Below are 22,639 nucleotides of genomic sequence, written 5' to 3' on the forward strand. Positions count from 1 at the left end.
GATGGGCCCGACGGAGGCCGAGCAGCGTCTGCTGTCGCTCGAGCTATTCGGTATGCGCTTTGGCCTGGAGCGCATGCGACGGCTGATGACGGCGCTCGGGCATCCGGAGCGCAGGTTCGAATCGATCCATGTGGTCGGCACAAACGGCAAGTCGTCGACGACGCGCATGATCGCTGCGATCCTCGCCGGACACGGCCTCCGGGTCGGGGCATACACCTCACCGCACCTGATCGGCTTCAACGAGCGGATCCGTGTCGACGAGCAGGACATCACCCCACAACGGTTCGCGGACGCGATCGAGCGGGCGCTGCGCGCCGCCGATCAGGTCAACCGCTCATCGGGCGCTGAGGACCCGGTCACGCAGTTTGAGCTGCTGACCGCCGCCGCATACTCGGAGCTGGCGGCCAGCCAGGTCCAGGTGGCGGTGATCGAGGCCGGTCTCGGCGGCCGCTACGACGCCACCAACGTGATCCCGTCCAACGTGCAGGTGCTCACCAGCGTGGGCCTGGAGCACACGCGCTGGCTTGGTCCGACGGTGAGCGCCATAGCCAGGGAGAAGCTCGACGTGGTGAAGCCCGGCGCGACCCTGGTGCTCGGCTCAGGCATGCACCCGGACGCGCTCGCGGTGGCCTACGAGGTCACCGCGGAGCGTGGCGCCCGGGTGATCCAGGCCGAGGCTGATCCGCACGCCGAGCTGGCGGCACTGGGGTCATACCAGCGGCGCAACTTTGCTCTGGCCCGCGCCGCCGCAGGTGCCTTTCTGGGCCGGCTCGACGAGGCGGCGACCAGCGAGGCGGCGGCGCGCGTGCGTGTCCCCGGCCGTCTGCAGGAGATCGACCAGCGGCCGTTGACACTCCTGGACGGCGCTCACAACCCGGATGGCGTGGCCGCGCTGATCGAGTCGCTGCCGGCGATCGTTGCCGGACATCGCGATGCTGGCGGCCGCGTGGTGGCCGTGGTGTCGATCCTCGACGACAAGGACGCGGCGGTCATGCTGCGCTCGCTCGCCTGCGCGTGCGACGCGCTCGTGCTCACCTCTAGCCACAACCCCCGCGTGCTGCCACCACCGACGCTCAGCGCGTTGCTCGACCAGCTGGCGCCTGAGCTGGCCACCGAACACGAGGTCGTCCCCAGCGCACATGCGGCGCTGCGCCGCGCTCGCACGCTCGCCGGCGCAGGCGGCGTCGTGATCGCGACCGGCTCGTTGTACCTGGTCTCCGAGCTGCTGCAGGATGAGTCAAGCGCCGGTCGCAGGCGCGCATCGATGCTGTGAGCGACCCCGATCCCGAACGGAGGCCGCGGTTTTTGCGCATGATGGGACTGGTCGCAGCGAGCGTCGCGGTCACGATCCTGGTCTTCTTCGCGATCGGCTATCTGCTGGGCCGCATTCTGTTGTAATTGCGCTGGGGGTTTACACTGGGCCGTTGAGTGGTGGTCCCGGCCGGCATCTTCGGTATCCACAGCCACACCGCCAGCCTCGCGGTGGAGCTCGTGCTGGCCCTCTTGGCCGTGCTCTGGCTGGCGCTCGTGTACCACACGTGGGCTGATGCCCGCCGGCGTATCGACGACGGCGTGCTGGTGGCGTGTGCGACGCTCGTGGCGCTGTTCCCGTTCATCGGCACGCTCGTCTACACGATCGTGCGTCCTCCGGAGTACCTCGAGGATGTGCGCGAGCGTGAGCTCGAGATCGAGGCGGCCCAGGCTCGGCTGGAGCAGCTGGGAGTACGCGCCTGCCCCCACTGCGATCAGGCTGTGGAGCGGGAGTTCCTGCGCTGCCCCCACTGCCTGCAGAAGCTCAAGGACGCGTGCGTGAACTGCCGCAAGCCGCTCGAGGCCGATTGGCGGATCTGTCCGTACTGCGAGACCGAGCGCGAGCTCGAGCCGGACGTTTCTGCGAGCTACCGCAGGCGCCGCGCGCGTCGTGACCCGCAGCAGACGGCGGTCTATCCGCCGCCAACGGATCTGATCTAGCAGGCCGCTAACCTGCGCGCGGGCGCAACGCCCGCCAACACCTCGAGCCCGAAGGAGACGCGCCCATGTCTGAGCGAACGCTGATTCTCGTAAAACCCGACGCCTTTGCCCGCAACCTGACCGGTGAGATCATCGCGCGCTTCGAGCGCAAGGGCCTGAAACTGGTCGCCCTCGAGCTGCGCACACTGACTCGGGAGACCGCCCAGCGGCATTACGCCGAGCACGAGGGTAAGCCCTTCTTTGCGGAGCTTGTCGACTTCATCACCTCGGGACCGCTGGTGGCGATGGTGCTCGAGGGCGAGCAGGCGGTTGCCGCGGCGCGGCAGGTGATCGGCGCCACCAACCCGCTGCAGGCCGCTCCCGGCTCGATTCGCGGCGACTACGCGGTGGCGATCGGCACCAACATGGTGCACGGCTCGGACTCGCCCGAGTCGGCCGCGCGGGAGGCTGCACTCTTCTTCCCAGGGCTGTGATCCTCGCCTCGGGCTCGCCGCAGCGGCGCGCGATCCTCGAACAGCTCGGCGTCAGCTTCACGGTGTGTGTCAGCGGCGCCGAGGAAGTCGAGGACGGCGACCCGCGTGAGGTCGCGCTCGAGAATGCGCGGCGCAAGGCGCTCGCGGTTGGCGCCAGGGAGGAGCCGGTGCTGGCGGTCGACACGGTCGTCTCGATCGGCGAACGTCTCTACGGCAAGCCCGGCGACCGGAGCGAGGCGGCTGCGACGCTGCGGGCGCTGGCGGGGCGCTGCCACCGGGTGGTGAGCGGCCTCTGCCTGCTGGCCGACGCCCGCCAGCGGACCACCGTGGCCGTTACGGAGGTCCGCTTCAGAGAGATCACCGACGGTGCGCTCGAGTGGTATCTGGATACGGGCGAATGGCGCGGGCGCGCCGGCGCCTACGCGATCCAGGGCCGTGGCGCGGCGCTGGTGCAGGCGATCGCGGGCGATTACCTGAATGTGGTGGGCCTTCCGGTCGCCGCGCTCATCGAGCTTGAGCCGTCGCTCATCTTTCCAGCGATTTAACGTTTCTCGGGTTTCGCACTTTTGGGCCTGTAGCGGCATAGCGGCGTAGCAGGTGGTGGTGGACGGGGCCGTGGCGGGCTGGTGTGGCCTGTTGGCGCGGTGTCGGGGAAGGAGCATCGGCGGCTTGCGCGAAAGCGGTTGCTGTCAACATAACCCGTCCGTCGCGGCCAAGGGGAGGCACGCTGCGCGGCTTCTCTTGGAGGCTGCCGCCGATGCTCTGCGTCCCATCTTCGCTGAACGAGCTGCTTGTCCTGTTTGAGTCGTGTTTCACCCGTCCCACGTTTGAGACGTTCCGGGGGGTGTTGGTCGGTCAGGTCTCGCAGACCTCTCTGCGGTGCGTGACCGGGATGCTGACAGGCTCAAGGCTGTCGGGGGTGTGGCATCACGCGCGTTGCCACCGGTTCTTCGCCAATGCCCGCTGGTCCGTGGACGAGCTCGGGTTACGGCTCGCCTGCCTGATCGTTGAGCGGTTCACAGAACCGGGTGCGAGCGTGCTGGTCGCGGTCGACGACACGCTCCTGAAACGCAGGGGACGCCGGATCCACGGCACCTTCTGGCATCACGACGCGACCGCCAACAGCCGCTCAGGCTCGGTCGCGTGGGGGAACAACTGGATCGTGGCCGGGATCTGTGTCAAGCTGCCGTTCCTGCAGCGCACCGTATGTTTGCCGGTCCTGTTCCGGCTCTGGCAGCCGCGGCGCGAACAGTTCGTCAAGCAGCACAAGCCCGATCCTGAGCGGCCCGGGAAGGTCAAGCTGGCCAGGGCGATGGTCTGCCTGCTCGCCAAACGGCTGCCGGATCGCCAGATCAACGTGGTCGGTGACAGCGCCTACATCAGCCAGGCGTGGCGTGCTGCACCCAAGCGGGTGACGATCACATCGAGGCTGCGTAGCAACGCGGTGATCTACGCCCCTGCGCCGCCGCGCACCGGCAAACGCGGCCGGCCACGCAAATGGGGCAAACAGCTTGAAAGCCTTCAACAGATCGCAGCCGACCCCGCCACCGAATGGGTAAAGACGACCGTCAGGCGCTACAGCAAAACCGAGACGCTCGAGCTGGCTGAGATCAACTGCCTGTGGGAGCCGCTCGGCGCCGAAACCCCGGTCCGTGTGATCCTCGTCAAAGACGACACCAAGCCGTGCGGCTACCAGATCGCGCTGATCACCACCGACCTTCACGCCACCGCCGCGCAGATCGTCGAACGCTACGCAGACCGCTGGCCGATCGAAGTCGCCTTCCAGGACGGCAAAGAACTGTTCGGCGTCGGTGATGCCCGCAACCGGACCGAGAAAGCCGTGCAACGGACCGTCCCATTCCAGTTCTTGGCGATGGACCTCACGATCATCTGGTACGCGCTCTACGGACATCACCCCGACATCGTCACAGAGCATCGCGCCCGCGCCCCCTGGTATGTCTCCAAGACCACCCCATCATTCCAGGACATGCTCGCCAAGCTACGACGAGTGATCATCGCCACCCAATTTCAACCCGAACAGGCCCGAACCCCCACAACCCAGGAAATCAACCAAGTCCAGCAAGCATGGGCAGCCGCCGGCCTATGAACTGCGAAACCCGAGACGTTTGCAAATGGCCGAAAGTAGGCTGAGTTCCGATACACTCGGCTCGACCGATGGGAATGGCTCAGGGTTTCACCCGGACCGTAGCTGCCGCCCGTCTGAACCCTCAAACCCTCTCATCAACACATGGGCTTCTTCACCTACCTGACAGGTTTCGGCGGCCGCGACATGGCTGTCGACCTGGGCACCGCCAACACCCTGGTCTACGTCCGCGGGCGTGGGATTGTGCTATCTGAGCCGAGCGTCGTGGCCGTTGACTCGCGCACCGGCGAGGTCCACGCGGTGGGCATCGAGGCCAAGCGCATGCTCGGCCGCACGCCGGGGACGATCTCGGCGATCCGGCCGCTCAAGGACGGCGTGATCGCAGACTTCGAGGTCACCGAGGAGATGCTGCGCCACTTCATCCAGAAGGTGCACCAGAACCGCTGGGCTCACCCACGGGTGGTCGTCTGCGTGCCCTCCGGCGTGACCGGTGTGGAGAAGCGCGCGGTCGAAGAGGCCTGCCTCTCAGCCGGCGCGCGCCAGGCTTACCTGATCGAGGAGCCGATGGCGGCCGCGATCGGCGCCGGCCTGCCGGTCGGCGAGCCGACCGGGTCGATGGTCGTGGACATCGGCGGCGGCACCAGCGAGGTGGCGGTGATCTCACTCGGCGGGATCGTCGTCTCGCAGTCGATCCGGGTGGCCGGTGACGAGCTTGACGAGGCGATCATCAACTACGTCAAGCGCGAGTACAAGCTGCTGATCGGCCAGCAGACCGCCGAGGAGGTCAAGCTCGAGATCGGCTCTGCGTTTCCGATGCCCGATGAGGTGCAGGCGGAGATCCGCGGCCGCGACATGGTCTCGGGTCTGCCCAAGACCGTCGTGTTGACCAGCGAGGAGATCAGGGGCGCGCTGGAGGAGCCGGTCTCGCAGATCGTCGACGCTGTCAAGGAGACGCTCGACCGGACGCCGCCGGAGCTGGCGTCCGACATCATGGACCGCGGCATCATGCTGGCGGGCGGCGGGTCGCTGTTGCAGGGCTTGGACGAGCGCATGCGGCACGAGACCCAGATGCCCGCACACATCGCTGAGTCGCCGCTGACCTGTGTGGCGGTAGGCTCTGGCAGGTCACTGGAAGAGTTTGAGGCGATCCACCGCTCGAGTAAGAATTCACGTAACCGGCGCCGCCGCTACTAGCACGGAGCCGCTGGAGATGTCCCGTTGCACGACAAGCAAATTCGCAGGCGACGCGCTGTCCTGGCGCTGCTCGTTGCCGTCTCCCTGATACTTCTCACCGACTACTTCGGGGGCTCTGCGAGCAGCCCTCTGCACCAGGTGCAGCGCGGCATCGCGACCGTGCTCTCGCCGCTGCAGGCAGGGGCGAGCACCGTGCTCTCGCCGATCCGCAACGCCGCCAGCTATGTCTCGTCGGTGTTCACCGCGAAGTCCGAGCTGACGACGCTGCAGGGCCGCTACAACCAGCTGGTGGGTGAGTACGCCAGGGTGCAGTACGAGGGCATCCTCTACCGCCAGGCCCAGCAGCTGCTGGGGCTGGACAAGAGCTACAACCTCGCGAGCTACGGCCCGGTGACCGGCCGACTGATCGGTGAAGATCCGTCGCTGTGGTACGAGACGATCACCGTCGACCGTGGCAGCAGCTCCGGCGTGAGTATCTACGACCCAGTCGTGGGGCCCGGCGGCCTGGTCGGCGACGTGACGCAGGTCACGCCCAACGCGTCGGTCGTCTCGCTGATCACCTCGTCCAAGTTCTCCGTGGGGGCGATGATCGAGAACGAGAGTGGCGCCGCCGGTCTGATCGAGCCGCAGGTTGGTGACCCCAACGCGCTGACGCTGATCGACCTGCCACCGAACTCCAACGTGTCCTTCAACCAGCTGGTGGTCACCAGCGGCTTTCGCGATCCGCACGATCCCGCGATTCAGTCCTTCGCGCCGCCCGGCATCCCGATCGGCACGGTGTCGAGCACCAACCCGCAGAACAGCGTGCTGACCAACCAGGAGGAGCAGGTCACGCCGCTCGCCGACCTGCAGCACCTCACCCTCGTTCAGATCCTGACCCGCCCACACGGCGGTTAGCGTCGAGGCGACCGTGAACGGCAGGGACAACAACACGCTTGCGCTCGTGGCCCGGATCGCGCTGATCGCGGTGGTCGCGGTCGTTTTGCAGGTGGCCGTTGTCTCGCAGATCACGCTGTTCGGTGTCACCGCCGATGTCACCTCGCTGGCGGTGATGTCCATCGGCCTGCTGGCCGGCTCGATGGCGGGCGCGATCGCCGGTTTCGCGATCGGCCTGATGGTGGATGTGGTCATGTTCCAGACGATCGGCGTCACGTCGCTGTTGTTCATCACCGTCGGGTACTGGTCAGGGCGCCTGCGCGAGCTGCGCGACCCGGCAAACGGCCTCGCGCCGCTCCTGTTGGGGGCGCTCGCCACGGGCTTCACCGGTGTCGGCATGGCGGTCATCCAGTTTCTGCTCGGCGTCGAGGCGCCCGTCAGCCTGCTGCTTTTGCAGCAGATCGTCCTGCAGGTGCTCGTCAACAGCCTGCTGGCGCTGCCCGTCTATGAGCTGATCCGGCGTGTGCTCTACCGCGTGCTGCCGCGCGGACCCCGAACCCGCGGCGCGCGCGCCTACAACGCTTCGCTGAGCCCGCTCGAGCGGCCGTCTGAGCGGCTTGCGGGCAGCACGCGCGCGAGGGTGCGCTGATGCTCGGACCGACCCCCGCAGACGATCGCACGCCGCCCATGACCCCGCAGCTGGCGCTGCGGGTGGCGCTCGTTGGCGGGCTGGCGCTGTTGATGTTCGCCGTGATCTTCTTTCGCCTCTGGTTCCTGCAGGTGCTCACCGGCACCCAGTACGCGGCCCAGGCGCAGAGCCAGACGGTGCTCTCGATCCCGGTGCCGGCACCGCGCGGTGAGATCGTCGACGCAAGCGGGCAGCCGCTCGTGCAGTCGGTCCCGGTGCCGTCGATCCAGATTGCGCCCCGCAGCCTGCCGGGCGGCGGCGCCACGCTCGACCTGCAGCTCAAGCACCCGGTCGTGATCCCCCAAGCCGCCGAAGCGGTGATGGCGCGCCTGGCGAAGCTGCTCGGCATGTCTGCCACGCCCACGCGCTGCAGCTACACCGTCTACATCGCCAACAAGGGCCCGGAGGTTTCGCACGTCCGCCTCTCGCCGATCGCCTGTCTGGTGGCCCAGAGCGTCGCGCAGTCTCAGTACGGCAACGCGACGATCAAGACCGATGTGCCGACATACATTCAGGATTACATCGGCGAGCGTCAGACCGAGTTTCCCGGTGTGGTCTCGCAGGACACCTACCAGCTCAAGTACGCGCTTGGGACCGCCGGCGCGCAGCTCTTCGGATACCTGAGCCAGGTCACGCCGGCTGAGATCAAGGACAAGATCTACAAGAGCGCGCAGGCCGGCGACATCGTCGGACAGTCCGGCCTGGAGGAGCAGTACAACCAGTACCTGCAGGGTGTCAACGGCAGTGAGGGTGTGAAGGTCAACGCCCAGGGGCAGTTCGAGGGCTACGCGAAGGCGACGGCACCGCTCGTTGGTGACACGCTGAAGCTCTCGCTGAACGCGGCGCTGGAGAAGGTTGGGCAGCAGGCGCTGGCCACGTCGATCAAGGCCAACTCAAGCCTCGGGGCCGATGGCGGCTCGTTTGTCGCAATCGACCCGCAGAACGGGCAGATCTACGCGATGGGCTCGAGCCCCACCTACAACCCCGCCTCGATCGCCAACGGCATCCCCACCAAGGAGTGGGCCTTCCTGAACAACCCGGCAAACCACGAGCCGCTGCTCAACCGTGCGATTCAGGGGGCCTTCCCGGACGGCTCGACCTTCAAGCCGGTGACCGCCACAGCGGCGCTCGAGACCGGCGTCTGGAAGCTGGGTGAGACCTTCAACGATTACCCCGGCCGGCTGTTCTGTCTGAAGGGCGCGCCGTGTCTGAGCAACGCCGGGCATGCCAACTACGGAGTCGTGGATCTGCAGACCGCGATCGAGGTCTCAGACGACGAGTTCTTCTACAACCTCGGCCGGCTGCTGAACGGCAACCCCGCCAACTATCCGAAGGGCTTCGCCCTGCAGGCTTGGGCGCGCCGCTACGGCCTCGGCCAGACGACCGGCGTGGACCTCCCCGGCGAGAGCCCTGGGCTGATCGGCTCGCCGAGGGTGCAGACGGCGCTCTGGAAGGAGGAGCTCCAGTGCCAGAACGCCACCGGCCTCTACAAGGGCGGCCCCAAGCATCCGGCGGTGATGGGTGATTTCGGTAACGAGGTGCTCTCGGGCGGCTGCGGTATCGCCAACGCCAGCTACTGGACGGTCGACGACAACGTCGAGACCGGTGTCGGCCAGTACGTTGACCAGGTCACGCCGATCCAGCTGGCCGTCGTCTACTCCGCGGTTGAGAACGGCGGCACGATCGTCACGCCGCACATCGGCTCCGAGATCCAGTCGCCGACCGGCACGCTCGTGCAGAACATCAACCCGGCCCCCAAGCGCAAGCTGAATATCAACCCGGCCTACCTGAACGCGATCCGGCAGGGTCTCTACCTGGCCGCCAAGGGCCCGCAGGGGACCTCCACCGACGTGATGTCGAGCCTGCCGCTGCCGGTCTACGGCAAGACCGGTAGCGCCGAGCTCAACGCGAGCCCGGGCGGGCCCACCGACGGCTGGTATGCCTGCTACGTGCCGGGCACCGCGACCCGCAAGCCGATCGTGGTGGTCGTCGACATCGAGCGCGGTGGCTACGGCACCAGCTCCGCGGCACCGGTCGCGCGCCAGATCCTCTCCCAGTTCTACTTCGGCAAACCCGGACCGATGGTCGGGCTGGGGTAACGTGACCGTGAGCGCGACCACCCCACTGCAGCTGAGCGGAGAGTCCTCCAGCCGGACCAGCGGCCAGCTGCTGCGCATCGACCCGCTGCTGATGTTCGCCGCGGTGGCGCTCTCGGCCTGCTCGATCGTGGTCCTGCACGCGCTGAACGTCCCGCCCTACGTCGGCGAGTACAAGCGCCAGGCGATCTTCGCTGGGCTTGGGATCGTGGTGGCGCTCGTGATCAGCCGCTTCGACTACTCGCGGCTGCGTGAGCTGCGCTACGTGATCTACGGCCTGACGATCGTGCTCAACCTGGCGGTGTTCGCCTTCCACGCGCCCGGTGGTAGCGCCGGCGCCTCACAGCGACGGATCCCGCTGCCGGGCTTCAGCTTCCAGTCCTCGGTGTTCTGCATGGTGCTGCTGATTCTGGCGCTGTCGGCCTTCGCCGTCGAGCGCTCGAGACGAGTGGGGGAGCACCGCACGACCGCACGCATCCTGCTGCTCGGGCTGATCCCGGCGATGATCGTGATGGCTCAGCCCGACCTCGGTGACGCGCTGATCTACGGGGTGATCTCGGTCGCCGTGCTGTTCTTCTGGGGGACCAGCTGGAAGCATCTGGCGGCGCTGGCGGCGCTGGTGGTGGCAGCCACCGTGATCGTCCTGACGGTCGCGCCGGCGGTTGGCGTCCATGTCCTGAAGCCCTACCAGACGGCGCGCCTGACGACCTTCCTGAACCCGAACTGCAACGTGTCCAAGGACACCAACTGCTACCAGCTGCACGAGGGCCTGATCGCGCTGGGCTCCGGACAGAAGACCGGCACGGGACCGGCCAAGGCCAGCCAGGCAACGGGCGGCTTCATCCCGGAGGCCGACAGCGACTTCATCTTCGCCACTGTCGGTGAGATGTACGGGTTTGTCGGCGCCGCCGTCGTGATCTCGCTCTACGCGCTCTTGATCTGGCGCACGCTGCGGATCGTGACGATGGCCAAGAACCTGTACGGGACCCTGATCGCGGGCGGGATCCTCGCCATGTTCATGTACCAGGTCTTCGTGACCATCGGCATGAACATGGGAATCATGCCGGTCACCGGCATCCCGCTACCACTGATCGCCTACGGCGGCTCCTCGGTGGTCACAACCTTCATAGCCATAGGCCTGCTGCAGTCGATCCACGTCCAGGCACGGATGTCGTCGACGGGCAAGGCCCGGGCGCTGATCGTCTGACGGTTCGCCGTCGGACGCAAGAACTCGAAAAGGAACAGAAATTGAAGAAGCAAGTGCTGGTCAGCGTCGACCGCGGCGAAACCCGCGTGGCCCTGCTCGAACGGGCCGGTGAGCCGGCTCCCCGGCCCGCAGCTCCCGCCACCACCCGGCGACGGCGGCGCAGCGCCAACCCCGGTGCCGGCTACGCGGTGGCGGAGCTTTATCTCGAGCGCCGCGGCAACCGCTCGATCGTCGGCAACATCTACAAGGGGCGGGTGGACAACGTGCTGCCCGGGCTCGAGGCCGCGTTCGTTGACATCGGTCTTGACAAGAACGGTTTTCTGCACGTCGACGAGATCGTTCTGCCGGGCGTTGAGGCGCCGCGCCGCGGGCGCGGCTCCGGTCGCGATGCGGCACAGATCGGAGACCTGCTCAAGCCCGGTCAGGACATCGTCGTGCAGGTTGTCAAGGACCCGCTCAAGACCAAGGGCGCACGCCTGTCCATGGATCTCACGATCGCCGGACGGTACATGGTGCTCGCACCCTTTGGTGAGGGTGTGGGCGTGTCGCGCCGGCTCGATGAGCGCGAACGCGAACGGCTCCGCAAGGAGGCTGCCAAGCTGGATCTGCAGGGCGCGGGCGCGATCATCCGTACGGCCGCGCAGGGGGCCAAGCGCGCCGACCTGGAACGCGAGCTGCTCTACCTGTTCAAGCTCAACGAGGTGCTGCGCAAGCGGGTGGCCGAGACCGAGGCGCCGGCACTCGTCTTCCAGGAGGCCGACCTGTCGGTGCGCGTCGTGCGCGACATCTACTCAGGCGAGTTCGAGCGGGCGATCGTCGACGACGAGAAGCAGCACCACCGCCTCGTCTCGTTCTTCTCGCGTACCGCCCCCGAGCTCGTTGACCTGGTCGAGCTGTGGAGCGAAGAGCGGCCGCTGTTTGAGGCCTTTGGGGTTGATCGCGTGCTCGACTCCACGCTCTCGCGGCGTGTCGATCTGCCCAGCGGCGGCTACCTGGTGATCGACTACGCCGAGGCGCTGACCGTCATCGACGTGAACTCCGGCAGCTTCACCGGCAAGGGCAAGAGCGCCAGGCTGGAGGACACGATCACCAAGACCAACCTCGAGGCGGCAGAGGAGGTCGTGCGTCAGCTGCGGTTGCGCGACATCGGCGGGATCATCGTGATCGACTTCATCGACATGGCGCGTGCCAGGAACCGCGATGCCGTGCTCAAGACGCTGCGCAAGGCGCTCGACGAGGACCGCACAAAGACCTTCGTGGTCGAGATCTCGCCACTCGGGCTGGTGGAGATGACACGTCAGAACGTCACCGAGGGCGTGCGGGAGATCATGACCCGACCGTGTCCGACCTGCCACGGCGAGGGAGTGATCAAGTCCGAGGAGACGATTGCGATTGAGTTTGAGCGGCGCATGCGTGAGCTCGCCACCAAGGTCTCGGCGGAGGCTCTGCTGATCCAGATGAACCCGCGTGTGAGCCAGGAGTTCACCGGACACGACGCGCGTGTGCTGCGCGCGATCGAGGCTGAGACCGGAAAGTGGTTCCACTTCGAGGGCTCAGAGGGGCTGCCGCTGGATCACTTCGCGGTGCTCATGGAGGCCGACCGCCAGCAGGTCCTGGAGCGCGCACTGCCGTTCCGCGAGGGTGAGGAGGTGTACCTCGAGATCATCGAGCCGCACATGTACAGCGCCGGCGATGCCGTGGCAAAGGTGGACGGCTACATCATCTGCGTGCGCAACGCGGACGCGGCGGTCGGTCAGAAGCGGCTGGTGCGCATCGAGCAGGTCGGGCGCACCGAGGCGGTCGCCGTGCTGATCGACCAGCCACCCGCTGCCCTGGTCGCTGACGCGCCCGTGGGCGATGCAGTAGAATCGTCTGTCCGGCGTCGCGGCCGGCGCTCACCTGCGCGCCGGGCGACGGTAACGGCTGGTGCGGCAACCGCCGACCACGAACCTTCCTCAGAGTGATCATGTACGCAATCGTCAAGACAGGCGGCAAGCAATACCGTGTCCAGGAGGGCCAGAGCCTGCTCGTTGAGCGGCTCGCGGCCGCAGAGGGCGAAAGCGTGTCGCTGCCGCCGCTGCTCGTCGTCGACGGCGAGCGCATGCTCGACGGTGAGGGGCTGGCCTCGGCCAGGGTCGCGGCCACGGTCCTCGCCCACGAGCGCGGGCCCAAGCTACGGGTCGTCAAGTTCAAGCCCAAGCGTGGCTACAAGCGGCGCAACGGCCACCGGCAGGAGCTGACCCGGATCCAGATAACCAACATCGAGGCTGGCCAGGAGGCTGAGCATGGCGCATAAGAAGGGTCTCGGCTCGTCACGCAACGGGCGCGACTCAAACGCACAGCGCCTGGGCGTCAAGGTCTTTGGCGGCCAGAGCGTCTCCGGTGGCGAGATCATCGTGCGCCAGCGCGGAACCCGCTTTCACCCCGGCGTCGGCGTCGGCATCGGCAAGGACGACACGATCTACGCCAGGTCAGCTGGCGTGGTGCAGTTCACACGCGGCCGCAAGGGGCGAATGATCTCCGTGGCGCCGGCCGACGACGCGGCCTGAGCGCGACGCCGCAACTCGTTGCGCTCAGTCGGCTAGCACGGCGGTGCACTGCGGGCAGCGCCGTGCCGCCGCCGGGATCGTCGAGGTGCACTCCGGGCAGGCCTTCACCGAGGTGTCCTCCGCGACAAAACGCTGCTTGAACCCCTCGTACGGCTTGACGACGAAGAAGAAGACGGCCGCCGCGACGCTCAGGAACGTGATCGCCGCATTGATGAAATCCCCGTAGGCGAAGTGGCTCGAGTTGATCGTGAACGACAGGTTGCCGAAGTTCGGGTCTCCGAAGATCAGGGCGATGATCGGTGTGATCAGGTCGGCCACCAGCGCCTTGACCAGCTCCGCGAACACCGTGCCGATCACAAACGCGACGGCCATAGCCACGAGATTGCCTTGCATGAGGAAGGCCTTGAACTCAGAAAGCGTCTTCATCGCCACACACTCCCGGTCTCGGTTGGCTGATGGCGCAGAGCTTATGACATGAAGGACAGGGCGCGTATCCACGTGCAGGCGGGCGGCGGCGGCGACGGCTGCATGAGCTTCCGACGCGAGGCGCACGTGCCCAAGGGCGGCCCCGACGGAGGTGACGGGGGCCGCGGCGGGGATGTCGTGCTCGTCTGCGACGACTCCTACCGGGACCTGGAGCACTTCCGCCGCCAGCAGCACTTCAAAGCCAAGCGCGGCACGCATGGGCAGGGCGCACAGCGCCACGGGGCCGATGGCCCACAGCTTCAGGTGCCCGTGCCGCCCGGCACGGAGGTTCTGCGGGAAGCGGACGGAACCCGCTACGACCTGGTGCGCCCCGGCCAGCGCGCGCTGGTCGCCCGTGGCGGCGAGGGCGGGCGCGGCAACCGGCACTTCACGAGCTCCACGCGCCAGGCGCCGCGTTTTGCCGAGCGCGGCCTGCCTGGGGAGGAGGGCTGGTTGACGCTTGCGCTCAAGCTGCTCGCGGATGTGGGGCTGGTAGGCGTCCCCAACGCCGGCAAGTCGTCGCTGATCGCGCGTCTCACGCGGGCCACGCCCAAGGTCGCAGCCTATCCGTTCACGACGCTTGAGCCGGTGCTCGGCACGCTGCACCACGATGACCGCCAGCTGGTGATCGCCGACATCCCCGGCCTGATCGAGGGCGCGTCCACCGGCGTCGGGCTGGGGCACGAGTTCCTGGCGCACATCGAGCGCACGCGTCTGCTCGTGCACGTGCTCGACCTCGCGCCGCTCGACGGGTCAGACCCAGACGAGAACTATGCGACGGTGGAGCGCGAGCTCGAGCTGTATCAGGCACGGTTGGCGACGCTGCCGCGGATCCTGGCGCTCTCCAAGGCCGATCTGGTCACGCCGGAGCAGGGTGCCAAGGCGCGCGCACGCTGGCAGGTCCGGCTCGGCGCGCAGGTGCCGGTGATCCTCACCTCGGCCGCCAGCCGCCTGGGGCTCGACGAGCTCGCGGTCGAGCTGCTGCGCCGCGTGCCGCTGCAGGACGCCGGGCTGAGCGCCGCTGACGACGGCGGTGGCCAGCGGGCCACCGCCGGAGCGCCGAGCGCCGAGACGCTCGCCGAGCACCGTGTGTTCAGGCCCGCGCCGGCCGGCGGCTTTCGCGTCGAGCGCGACGAGGCCGGTGGCTTCCGCGTGGTCGGCGCCGAGGTCGAGTCCATGGTGGCACGATTCGACCTCGACAACGAGGACGCGCTCGCCTACCTGGAACGGCGGCTGCGAGGGCTCGGGGTGATCCGGGCGCTCGAGGCGGCCGGGTTCGAGGCCGGCGACGATGTGGAGATCGCCGGGGTCAGCTTCGATCTGGAGCCGTAACCTGACGCCATGGGAGCGGTCGTGATCAAGCTTGGCTCGAGCGTCGTGGCAGACGACGAGGGCAGCGTGCGCGAGCAGGTGCTCGGGCGGATCTGCGACGACGTGGCGGCGCTGCACGCCGACGGGATCGCACCGGTGATCGTCACCAGCGGCGCGATCGCTCGGGGGCTCTCGGTGATGCAGATACCCCCGGCGCGGCGCCCCCGGGCGATCGATGAGCTGCAGGCTGCCAGTGCGATCGGCCAGGGCAAGCTCTACCGTGTCTATGACGAGCTGTTGGCGGCCCGCGGGCTGCGCAGCGCCCAGGTGCTGCTGACCTTCTTCGACCTCCACGCACGGACCCACTACCTGAACGTGCGCCACACGCTGAGCAAGCTGCTCGACTGGCGCGTGGTGCCGGTGATCAACGAGAACGACACGACCACCACCGACGAGATCTCCTTCGGCGACAACGACTTTCTGGCCGCGCAGGTGGCGATCCTCGTGGGGGCCGAGCGGCTGCTGCTGTTGACCAACACCGACGGCGTGTTCACGGCCGACCCACGCAGCGACCCGCAGGCGCGGGTGGTGGAGAGGATCGAGCGGCTCGACCAGCTCGAGGCGCTACAGATCACGCAGGCGACATCGACGCTCGGGTCGGGCGGCATGAGGTCGAAGGTCGTGGCCGCGGAGATGGCCAGTGCCGCCGGGATCCCGACCGTGATCGCCAACGGGCGCCGTCCCGGCGCGGTGGCCGCGGCCGCGCGCGGGGAGCGGCTCGGCACCACGTTTGCGGCGCGCGAGGAGCGCGTGCCGAGCTTCAAGCTCTGGCTGAAGTACGCCAAGCCCGCGCGCGGCACCGTCGACGTCGACGCCGGCGCCGGGCGGGCGCTGCGGGAGGGGGGACGCAGCCTGCTGCCGGTTGGCGTCGTCGCGGTCAACGGCGAGTTCGAGGCCGGTGATGCCGTGGAGGTCAGCTGTGCGGGAGAGCTCATCGGCAAGGGCATCAGCAACTACGCTGCCGCCGAGCTCGAGCGTGTGCGGGGGCTCAAGTCCGCGGCGGTGCGCGAGCTGATGCCCACGGCCAGCGACGAGGTGGTCCATCGCGACCACTTCGTGCTCGCGTAGTCTTAGCCTCAGATCATGTCCACGCTCACCGCGCAAGCATCCGTAGCGGAACGCTGTTTCCGTGCCAAGCAGGCCTCGCGCACGCTGGCGAGCCTCAGCGCTGCCGTCAAGAACTCGGCGCTCGAGGCGATCGCCACCGCGCTTAAAGAGCGCGAGCCGGAGATCCTCGCCGCCAATGCGCGCGACCTGGACGCCGGACGCCAGGCCGGTCTCGACGCCGCCCTGGTCGACCGCCTGGCGCTGGATCCCCGTCGCATCGCGAGGATCGCCGAGGGTACGCGCCGGATCGCCGCGTTGCCCGACCCCGTCGGTGAGGTGATCGACGGCTTCCGGCTGCCCAACGGCCTGGACGTGCGCAAGGTGCGGGTCCCGCTGGGCGTCGTGGCGGTCGTCTACGAGGCGCGGCCGAACGTCACGATCGACGCTGCCGCGCTGTGCCTGAAGTCCGGCAATGCGGTGCTGTTGCGCGGCTCGCGCACGGCGGCGCACTCCAACGCGGTGCTCGCGGCGATCGCCGCGCAGGCCGTTGCGGAGGCGGGCCTGCCGTCGGACGCAGTCACGCTCATCGCGGGCGGCGGTCGCGAGCAGCTGGTCGAGCTGGCGACGCAGAGCGCGACCGTGGACCTGATCATTCCGCGGGGCGGCGAGGGTCTGAAGGCTGCGCTCAAGGGCGTGGCGACCGTGCCGGTGATCTACGCCGCGTCCGGCAACTGCCATGTGTACGTCGATCGTGCCGCCGACCTGGAGGCTGCGCAGGCGATCATCGTCAACGCCAAGGTCCAACGCCCCGGGGTCTGCAATGCGGCCGAGACACTGCTCGTGCACGCTGGCGTCGCGCCCGTCTTTCTGCCGCGAGCGTTGCACGCGCTGCACGACGCCGGGGTCACGCTGCACGGCGACGAGCGCACCCGTGCGCTGGTCCCGGAGCTCCCGATCCGGAGCGCCACCGAAAAGGACTGGGACACGGAGTACCTGGCGCTCGAGCTGGCCGTGGCCGTCGTGGACGACCTCACGGCTGCGATTGAGCACGTCAACCGGCATGGCAGCGGCCACTCTGAGGCGATCGTCACCTCCGACACGGCTGCGGCGCGAGCCTTCGAGCTGCAGGTTGACGCGGCCTGTGTGTATGTCAACGCCTCCACGCGCTTCACCGACGGCGGTGAGTTCGGCATGGGGGCTGAGATCGGCAACTCGACCCAGAAACTGCATGTGCGCGGCCCGATTGGCCTGCGCGAGCTGTGCACCTACAAGTACCTGGTCGAGGGCTCCGGTCACGTCCGTGAGTGAGCCGGCTGCGCAGGCCGTCAGCGAACGCGTCGGCATCCTTGGGGGAACCTTCAACCCGCCGCATCTGGGGCATCTGATCTTCGCTCAGGAGGCTCACGAGCAGCTCGGCCTGGCGCGCGTGATCGTGATGCCGGCCGGGCAGCCGCCACACAAGCCACTCAAGGAGGATCCGGGCGCGGCGCACAGGCTTGAGCTCTGCCGGCGCGCCGTGGCCGGCGACGCGCGCTTTGTCGTATCCGAGCTCGAGGTTGGCCGGGCCGGCCCGTCGTACACAGCCGATACCCTTGAGGCACTGAAAGCGCTGATGCCCGATAGCGAGCTGTTCCTGCTCGTCGGCGGCGATGTCGCAGCCGGGTTGCCGACTTGGCGTGAGCCGCAGCGCGTGCTCGCCCACGCGAGGCTGGCCGTGGCCCAACGGCGGGGCACATCGCGCGCGGAGATCGACCGGGCGCTCGCCGGCCTACCCGGTGCGGAGCGCTCGGTCTTCTTCCGGATGCCGCAGATCGAGATCTCATCGACGGACATCCGTCGGCGCGTCCAGCAGCACCGGCCGCTCACCTACCTCGTTCCGGAGGCCGTGGCCGAGTACATCGCACAACACCGTATCTATGGAGGTATCAACCCGACATGACGCCCGAAGAGCTCACCCTGGCAGCCGCCGAGCATGCGTCCGATGCCAAGGCGGAGGCGATCGTCGCGCTCGATCTGCGCGAGCTGTCCTCTGTGGCCGACTACTTCCTGATCTGCAGCGGCCGCAGCGACCGGCAGGTCAGGGCGATCCACGAGCGAATCCAGCTCGGCGTCAAGCGCGCTCACGCGCTGGCGCCGACACGGGTGGACGGGGCGACTGCGGCCCAGTGGGTGCTGATGGACTACGGCGACGTGATCGTTCACATCTTCAGCCCGGAGATGCGCGAGTTCTACCGGCTCGAGCAGCTGTGGGGCGAAGCGCCGTCCAGAAGCTTCGATTTCGCGCCTGTTTGAGCCCGCGCTGGCGCGACCGTCAGAGCGCGCCCAGCAGCTTCGGCGCCACCTGCTTCTTGCGGCTCATGACCCCCGGCAGGTGCAGGCAGCCACCGTTGGGAGTGACCGCGAAGGCCTTGCTCGCCGCGGCGACCGCACCCGGCTCGCCGTCGACCAGCAGGTCGGTGCCGCTGTCCAGCACGTCGGTCACCATCAGCGCGTAGAGCGCCACCTGTTGGCCCGCGCGCTCGCGTGCCATCGCCCTGAGCAGCTCGCCCTCGCGCTCCAGCAGACCCTTGCCGACGACCTCAACCTGTGCGATCACGAACGGCGTGCCGCCGGTGGACTGGTAGGCCTTGGCGTCACGCCGGACAAGGTCCTCGGCGGCGATGCCCGCCACATCAGATGTCTCCTCGAACATCTGGCGGCCGAACGCACGGGCGTCCAGCTCGAGCACGCGCTCGAGGTGCTCGACCACCGCTGCGTCGCGCTCGGTGGTGGTCGGCGAGGCGAGAATCACCGTGTCGGAGAGCACTGCGCAGAGCAGCAGCAGCGCCGCTGACCGGCTCGGCTCGACGCCACTGCGACGGAACCGCTCGACCACGAGGGTGGAGGTGGACCCGACCGGGTCGAACGTCGCTCGGACCGGAACCCTGGTCTCGATCGAGCCGATGTGGTGGTGGTCGAGGATCTCGACAATCTCCGCCTGGTCGATGCCGGGCACGCTCTGCGCCTGCTCGGCGTGGTCGACCAGGATCACGCGGCGGCGCAGGGGTGAGTCCAGGTCCGAGCGTGCGATCAGGCCGATCGGTCGGCCTTCAGCGTCGCAGACGAGCCCGGCGCCGTGACGTGAGTCCCTGATCTGCGCCGCGACCTCGCTGATCAGGTCGTCCACGGTGGCAAGCACCTGGTCGTGTTCGACCAACTCGTCACATGGCGCGGCGAGCGTGATCATGCGGGCGGCGAGGAAGCTGTCAAGCGGCGAGCTGATCACGGCCGTGTGCCGCGCCCGCGCGAGCTCAAGGATCTCCGGCGTGGGGCGGGCGCCGCCCGCAAGCACGAGCAGCGCCAGGTCGTGCTCCAATGCTCCGCGCTGGGCGCGCGGGCGGTCCCCGACCACCACGATCGCCGCTCCCGCGATCCCAGCCGCGCTCTCAACTGCGCTTGCATGGATCCAGATGCGGCCGGTGAGCGGGCGGTCCTCGCCCGCCAGGAGCTCGCCGTCCAGCGCGTCGACCACGGCCTGCAAGCGGGTTTGCACGCGCACCTCCGAGCCGGCGTCCGACTCGCGCACGTAGCGGCGGGCGAGCGCGCGGGTCGAGACGATTCCGGCCAGAACGCCCGCCTCGTCGATGACGGGAACGAGGTCGTAGTCACTGCGGTCGAGCGCCAGACCCGCTTCGCGAACCGGATCATGGGCCTGCATCCGCGGAAACTCGGTTCGCATCAGATCCCCCGCGCGCAGCCTGATGTGCGGCAAAAGCTCAGGCTCTGAAAGCCCCGCGCGCTCGAGCGCCCAGCGCGTCTGCGGGTTGCACTCACCGAGTCGGACTGGGATGTAGACGGTCCCCGGATCGAGTGCCGATTTGAGCTCCGCGTAACCGATCGCAGCGCCGATCGAATCCGTGTCGGGGTTGCGGTGGCCGCACACGTAAACAGGTTGCACCCGGCGATTATCTCGATATTGCAGCGAAGCCGCTCGTCAGGCGCTAGCGTGCGGCGCATCAGCGCCTTCGCCCGCAAGTGACGACGGCGGTAACCGACATCGGAGCCTCCAATGCCCTCTGCACCGAAACTGCTGCCAACACAGATCCCCGAGGGAACCTCCAGCGGGATCAGATATAGGCTCGAGGGCGAGCTGGTGCCCGTTCTGCACCTTGCGCTGGACGGCAGCATGCCCGTCTACTTCGAGCACCACGTGCTGCTGTGGAAGTACCCGAACCTGCAGATCGGGCTGCACCCGTTGCGCAAGGGGCTCGTGCGCCGCGCCTTTGCGGGCATGCCGCTGCTGCTGCTTCAGGTTGAGTCCGGCGGTGAGGTCGCCTTCAGCCGTGATGCGCCTGGGCACGTCGTCGCGCTGCACCTACCGACGGGCGCCGGTCTACAGGTGCGCGAGCACCAGTTTCTGGCCGCCACCCAGAACGTCGAATACGACTACAGCCGCATGAAGGGCTTTGCCAACATGATGTACGGCGGCGGCTTCTTCATCGACCAGTTCATGTGCTCAAGCGGCGAGGGTGTTGTCTGGGTCCACGGCTACGGCAACGTGTTCGAGAAGACGCTCGAGCCGGGCGAGTCGATTGACATCGAACCGGGCGGCTGGCTGTACTACGACCATTCGGTGTCGATGAGCCAGGAGGTCTACGGGTTCAAGACCGGCCTGCTCGGCGGCGGTGGCAACCTCGTCTTCAACCGCTTCACCGGCCCCGGCCGGGTCGGGCTGCAGAGCGCCTACTACCACCCGCCCGGAGCGGAAACGGGCGCGGGCGGTGGTCAAGCGCAGGCGCCCGGTGTGGGTGGGCTGCTCGGCGGTCTGCTCGGGAACTGATGGCGTTCGCGCCGGGACATCTCAAGCAGCACCCGCTGCCTTCCGGGGTGGTGGGAGCGCTGTCCCTCGCCGGATACCAGCTGCTGGTTGATGTGGCGGGTGTGGGCGCCGGTCGTCTGGGCCCGCAGGCGTTCCTGCTCGTGGCCCCGGACCCGGAGGGAGCGGGCGTCGACGCGCTCACCCACATCTCGCTGCACCAGACCCGGCTGGGTGCGGAGCGCGAGGCGTTCGCCTACCAACAACTGGCCGCCCAGCTCGGCTACCTGCGGCTGTCCGGTTACAGGCTGGGACTCGAGCGCTCCGGTCTGCGCTCGCGGATCTCGCTGATCGACCCGGCGAGCGGTGCGATCGCCATGACAGTCCCCGACAAGCACCCCGGTCGCCTGTTCGGTGGCGGCCGGGATGTGAGCTCGCTGCTGGCGCAGGCAAAGGCGCTGCCGTCGGCCGGACCGGCACCCGACCTCGGTCGGCCGGAGCTGCTGCATCAGACGCTTGTCGCGCTAGCGCTGGCGGATGAGGACACGAGCGGTGAGCAGGCTGTGGAGCTTGCCGATCGAGCGGTCGAGCTCTCGCGTGGCGATCCGACGCTCGATCCGGCAGCCGCGCTCGCCAAGGCACGCGAGGGCTCGCAGCTGGACGCCTGAGATGCCGCTGTTCCTGATCGCCGCAACGCTTGTGCACCGGGTCAACCGCTACCGGGTCGCGAGCCTGCTGGTCTTCGCCGGAGCCGTGCTCCTGATCGGCGCCGCGCTCTTCTCGGCGACCCAGCACGTGTCCTTCGGGATCGGGATCTACTGGGCGGTCACGACCGCCACGACCGTCGGCTACGGCGACGTCACGCCGCACAACACCATCGGCCGGATCATCGCAATCGCAGTGATGCTCGGCACAATCCCGGTGGTCGGGGCGGTCTTCGCGCTGGTTGCGGGGGCGTCGGCACTCAATCGCATCAGGAGGCTCATGGGCATGGACCGCATCCTGCCGCCAAACAACTACACGCTGATCTACGGCTCGCATCCGGTGCTCTCGCGGGTGCTGGCCGAGTTGACGCGCTCCGGTCAGCAGGTGGTGTACGTGGCCAGCGTCAGACCTCCGGATCTGGGCGACGACCACCATTTCATAGCGGGCGACCCGACCGACGAGAACATCGTGCGGGCCAGCCACCCCGAGCGCGCCGACCGTGCGCTGATCGCCTGCGAGAGCGATGCTGACACGCTCGTGGTGGCGGTCATCGTGCGCGCCCTGGCGCCCGAGTTGCAGGTGTATGCGCTGACCCAGTCACCCAGTGTCGCGCGGGCGCTCGACGATTTGGGTATCACGCACACGCTCGCGACCGATGAGCTGATTGGGCACACGCTCGCCAAGAGCCTCGAGGCGCCCCAGTCGGGCAACGTGCTGCTAGCGCTGGTCGAGAGCGACGCCTACCGGATGGTCGAGACCGAGGTTGGCCCTGATCTGGCGGGCCAGCTGCTCTCGGCTGTGCGCGGTCGCACCGGCGGGCTGGTCCTCGGCGTCTACCAGAACGGGCACATCTCCCTGGGCGTCGCCAGCGACCCGGTGCTGGCGGCCGGTGATCGGCTGATTCAGGTGCAGCGCGCCAGCTGAGCGTCGCAGACGGCGGTCTGCCTGGACGACACGGGTGGAGTGGAGCTAGCCGGGATCGAACCGGCGACCTCTTGCATGCCATGCAAGCGCTCTCCCAGCTGAGCTATAGCCCCGCGAGATCCACAGATTAGTACATGGCAGCGCCCCCGCTGGTCGCGCTCGCGCGCCGCCAGG

General features: G+C 68.1%; 24 protein-coding genes and 1 tRNA gene. 22 read left to right on the forward strand and 3 right to left on the reverse strand.

The window, feature by feature from the left end; translation table 11 throughout:
- Position 1 precedes the first annotated feature (1 nt).
- From M3M54_RS00775 to rpmA, 14 genes are all read left to right on the forward strand, one after another.
- Positions 2-1,273 (forward strand): folylpolyglutamate synthase/dihydrofolate synthase family protein, encoded by a 1,272-nt coding sequence (locus M3M54_RS00775; RefSeq protein WP_249020287.1) that lies wholly within the window; start codon positions 2-4, stop codon positions 1,271-1,273.
- Positions 1,270-1,398, forward strand: coding sequence for a hypothetical protein (locus M3M54_RS16680; protein ID WP_256465805.1), 129 nt, complete (start codon positions 1,270-1,272; stop codon positions 1,396-1,398). Before M3M54_RS00775 ends, M3M54_RS16680 begins: the two co-directional genes overlap by 4 nt.
- A gap of 30 nt (positions 1,399-1,428) precedes the next feature.
- Positions 1,429-1,971 (forward strand): zinc ribbon domain-containing protein, encoded by a 543-nt coding sequence (locus M3M54_RS00780; RefSeq protein WP_249020288.1) that lies wholly within the window; start codon positions 1,429-1,431, stop codon positions 1,969-1,971.
- Between the two features lie 65 nt (positions 1,972-2,036).
- The gene (ndk, locus tag M3M54_RS00785) at positions 2,037-2,444 is read left to right on the forward strand and encodes a nucleoside-diphosphate kinase (RefSeq protein WP_249020289.1); all 408 of its coding nucleotides are present in this window, start codon (positions 2,037-2,039) and stop codon (positions 2,442-2,444) included.
- The gene (locus M3M54_RS00790; protein ID WP_249020290.1) at positions 2,441-2,989 is read left to right on the forward strand and encodes a nucleoside triphosphate pyrophosphatase; all 549 of its coding nucleotides are present in this window, start codon (positions 2,441-2,443) and stop codon (positions 2,987-2,989) included. The genes ndk and M3M54_RS00790 overlap by 4 nt, the downstream gene beginning before the upstream one ends.
- Before the next feature lie 212 nt (positions 2,990-3,201).
- The gene (locus M3M54_RS00795) at positions 3,202-4,551 is read left to right on the forward strand and encodes a transposase (RefSeq protein ID WP_249019411.1); all 1,350 of its coding nucleotides are present in this window, start codon (positions 3,202-3,204) and stop codon (positions 4,549-4,551) included.
- A gap of 141 nt (positions 4,552-4,692) precedes the next feature.
- Positions 4,693-5,742 carry a rod shape-determining protein gene (locus M3M54_RS00800; protein WP_249020291.1) on the forward strand — a complete coding sequence of 350 codons (1,050 nt, stop codon included), beginning with the start codon at positions 4,693-4,695 and terminating at the stop codon, positions 5,740-5,742.
- A gap of 24 nt (positions 5,743-5,766) precedes the next feature.
- Entirely contained in the window at positions 5,767-6,639 is an 873-nt protein-coding gene (mreC, locus tag M3M54_RS00805; RefSeq protein WP_249020292.1) for a rod shape-determining protein MreC, read from the forward strand.
- A 13-nt stretch (positions 6,640-6,652) separates the two neighbouring features.
- Positions 6,653-7,267: a rod shape-determining protein MreD gene (gene mreD, locus M3M54_RS00810; RefSeq protein ID WP_249020293.1), complete on the forward strand. Its 615-nt coding sequence runs from the start codon at positions 6,653-6,655 to the stop codon at positions 7,265-7,267.
- Positions 7,267-9,405: a penicillin-binding transpeptidase domain-containing protein gene (locus M3M54_RS00815; protein WP_249020294.1), complete on the forward strand. Its 2,139-nt coding sequence runs from the start codon at positions 7,267-7,269 to the stop codon at positions 9,403-9,405. The genes mreD and M3M54_RS00815 overlap by 1 nt, the downstream gene beginning before the upstream one ends.
- A 7-nt stretch (positions 9,406-9,412) precedes the next feature.
- Positions 9,413-10,609: an FtsW/RodA/SpoVE family cell cycle protein gene (locus M3M54_RS00820; RefSeq protein ID WP_249020295.1), complete on the forward strand. Its 1,197-nt coding sequence runs from the start codon at positions 9,413-9,415 to the stop codon at positions 10,607-10,609.
- Positions 10,610-10,650: 41 nt separating this feature from the next.
- Positions 10,651-12,573 (forward strand): Rne/Rng family ribonuclease, encoded by a 1,923-nt coding sequence (locus M3M54_RS00825; protein WP_249020296.1) that lies wholly within the window; start codon positions 10,651-10,653, stop codon positions 12,571-12,573.
- 2 nt (positions 12,574-12,575) lie between these two features.
- The gene (gene rplU, locus M3M54_RS00830; RefSeq protein ID WP_249020297.1) at positions 12,576-12,905 is read left to right on the forward strand and encodes a 50S ribosomal protein L21; all 330 of its coding nucleotides are present in this window, start codon (positions 12,576-12,578) and stop codon (positions 12,903-12,905) included.
- The gene (rpmA, locus tag M3M54_RS00835; protein ID WP_249020298.1) at positions 12,895-13,158 is read left to right on the forward strand and encodes a 50S ribosomal protein L27; all 264 of its coding nucleotides are present in this window, start codon (positions 12,895-12,897) and stop codon (positions 13,156-13,158) included. The genes rplU and rpmA overlap by 11 nt, the downstream gene beginning before the upstream one ends.
- A gap of 24 nt (positions 13,159-13,182) precedes the next feature.
- On the opposite strand, the gene mscL is transcribed toward rpmA, so the two are convergent.
- Positions 13,183-13,584: a large conductance mechanosensitive channel protein MscL gene (mscL, locus tag M3M54_RS00840; RefSeq protein WP_249020299.1), complete on the reverse strand. Its 402-nt coding sequence runs from the start codon at positions 13,582-13,584 to the stop codon at positions 13,183-13,185.
- A gap of 48 nt (positions 13,585-13,632) precedes the next feature.
- Between mscL and obgE the strand changes: the two genes are divergently transcribed.
- Genes obgE through rsfS form a run of 5 tightly spaced genes read left to right on the forward strand, consistent with a single transcriptional unit; the run spans position 13,633 to position 18,333 of the window.
- The gene (gene obgE, locus M3M54_RS00845) at positions 13,633-14,955 is read left to right on the forward strand and encodes a GTPase ObgE (RefSeq protein WP_249020300.1); all 1,323 of its coding nucleotides are present in this window, start codon (positions 13,633-13,635) and stop codon (positions 14,953-14,955) included.
- A 9-nt stretch (positions 14,956-14,964) separates the two neighbouring features.
- On the forward strand, positions 14,965-16,062 hold the full coding sequence (gene proB / locus M3M54_RS00850; protein ID WP_249020301.1) for a glutamate 5-kinase: 1,098 nt from the start codon (positions 14,965-14,967) through the stop codon (positions 16,060-16,062).
- Between the two features lie 15 nt (positions 16,063-16,077).
- Positions 16,078-17,349 (forward strand): glutamate-5-semialdehyde dehydrogenase, encoded by a 1,272-nt coding sequence (locus M3M54_RS00855; RefSeq protein WP_249020302.1) that lies wholly within the window; start codon positions 16,078-16,080, stop codon positions 17,347-17,349.
- On the forward strand, positions 17,342-17,980 hold the full coding sequence (gene nadD / locus M3M54_RS00860) for a nicotinate-nucleotide adenylyltransferase (RefSeq protein WP_249020303.1): 639 nt from the start codon (positions 17,342-17,344) through the stop codon (positions 17,978-17,980). Before M3M54_RS00855 ends, nadD begins: the two co-directional genes overlap by 8 nt.
- Positions 17,977-18,333 carry a ribosome silencing factor gene (rsfS, locus tag M3M54_RS00865; RefSeq protein ID WP_249020304.1) on the forward strand — a complete coding sequence of 119 codons (357 nt, stop codon included), beginning with the start codon at positions 17,977-17,979 and terminating at the stop codon, positions 18,331-18,333. The genes nadD and rsfS overlap by 4 nt, the downstream gene beginning before the upstream one ends.
- Positions 18,334-18,352: 19 nt before the next feature.
- Here the strand turns inward: rsfS and M3M54_RS00870 are convergent, their stop codons facing one another.
- On the reverse strand, positions 18,353-19,978 hold the full coding sequence (locus M3M54_RS00870; protein ID WP_249020305.1) for a putative manganese-dependent inorganic diphosphatase: 1,626 nt from the start codon (positions 19,976-19,978) through the stop codon (positions 18,353-18,355).
- Between the two features lie 111 nt (positions 19,979-20,089).
- On the opposite strand from M3M54_RS00870, the gene M3M54_RS00875 reads away from it, so the two are divergent.
- The 3 genes from M3M54_RS00875 to M3M54_RS00885 are packed head-to-tail and all read left to right on the forward strand — an operon-like array spanning position 20,090 to position 22,465.
- Positions 20,090-20,860 carry an AIM24 family protein gene (locus tag M3M54_RS00875; RefSeq protein WP_249020306.1) on the forward strand — a complete coding sequence of 257 codons (771 nt, stop codon included), beginning with the start codon at positions 20,090-20,092 and terminating at the stop codon, positions 20,858-20,860.
- Positions 20,860-21,504, forward strand: coding sequence for a hypothetical protein (locus tag M3M54_RS00880; protein WP_249020307.1), 645 nt, complete (start codon positions 20,860-20,862; stop codon positions 21,502-21,504). Before M3M54_RS00875 ends, M3M54_RS00880 begins: the two co-directional genes overlap by 1 nt.
- Position 21,505: 1 nt before the next feature.
- Complete coding sequence (locus M3M54_RS00885; RefSeq protein WP_249020308.1) at positions 21,506-22,465, forward strand: TrkA family potassium uptake protein; 960 nt, start codon at positions 21,506-21,508, stop codon at positions 22,463-22,465.
- A 40-nt stretch (positions 22,466-22,505) separates the two neighbouring features.
- Here M3M54_RS00885 and M3M54_RS00890 read toward each other — a convergent pair.
- Positions 22,506-22,578 (reverse strand) — tRNA-Ala (locus M3M54_RS00890).
- Between the last annotated feature and the right edge of the window lie 61 nt (positions 22,579-22,639).

The sequence above is a fragment of the Conexibacter sp. S30A1 genome, from assembly GCF_023330665.1.
Taxonomy (GTDB): domain Bacteria; phylum Actinomycetota; class Thermoleophilia; order Solirubrobacterales; family Solirubrobacteraceae; genus Palsa-465.

Bases quoted from the DNA above. Each gene is read 5' to 3' on its own strand.
- rpmA (WP_249020298.1), top strand. From the start codon at position 12,895: ATGGCGCATAAGAAGGGTCTCGGCTCGTCACGCAACGGGCGCGACTCA.
- M3M54_RS00880 (WP_249020307.1), top strand. From the start codon at position 20,860: ATGGCGTTCGCGCCGGGACATCTCAAGCAGCACCCGCTGCCTTCCGGG.
- M3M54_RS00795 (WP_249019411.1), top strand. From the start codon at position 3,202: ATGCTCTGCGTCCCATCTTCGCTGAACGAGCTGCTTGTCCTGTTTGAG.
- rsfS (WP_249020304.1), top strand. From the start codon at position 17,977: ATGACGCCCGAAGAGCTCACCCTGGCAGCCGCCGAGCATGCGTCCGAT.
- M3M54_RS00875 (WP_249020306.1), top strand. From the start codon at position 20,090: ATGCCCTCTGCACCGAAACTGCTGCCAACACAGATCCCCGAGGGAACC.
- rplU (WP_249020297.1), top strand. From the start codon at position 12,576: ATGTACGCAATCGTCAAGACAGGCGGCAAGCAATACCGTGTCCAGGAG.
- M3M54_RS00815 (WP_249020294.1), top strand. From the start codon at position 7,267: ATGCTCGGACCGACCCCCGCAGACGATCGCACGCCGCCCATGACCCCG.
- M3M54_RS00885 (WP_249020308.1), top strand. From the start codon at position 21,506: ATGCCGCTGTTCCTGATCGCCGCAACGCTTGTGCACCGGGTCAACCGC.
- ndk (WP_249020289.1), top strand. From the start codon at position 2,037: ATGTCTGAGCGAACGCTGATTCTCGTAAAACCCGACGCCTTTGCCCGC.
- obgE (WP_249020300.1), top strand. From the start codon at position 13,633: ATGAAGGACAGGGCGCGTATCCACGTGCAGGCGGGCGGCGGCGGCGAC.
- proB (WP_249020301.1), top strand. From the start codon at position 14,965: ATGGGAGCGGTCGTGATCAAGCTTGGCTCGAGCGTCGTGGCAGACGAC.
- M3M54_RS00855 (WP_249020302.1), top strand. From the start codon at position 16,078: ATGTCCACGCTCACCGCGCAAGCATCCGTAGCGGAACGCTGTTTCCGT.
- M3M54_RS00775 (WP_249020287.1), top strand. From the start codon at position 2: ATGGGCCCGACGGAGGCCGAGCAGCGTCTGCTGTCGCTCGAGCTATTC.
- M3M54_RS00800 (WP_249020291.1), top strand. From the start codon at position 4,693: ATGGGCTTCTTCACCTACCTGACAGGTTTCGGCGGCCGCGACATGGCT.
- mscL (WP_249020299.1), bottom strand. From the start codon at position 13,584: ATGAAGACGCTTTCTGAGTTCAAGGCCTTCCTCATGCAAGGCAATCTC.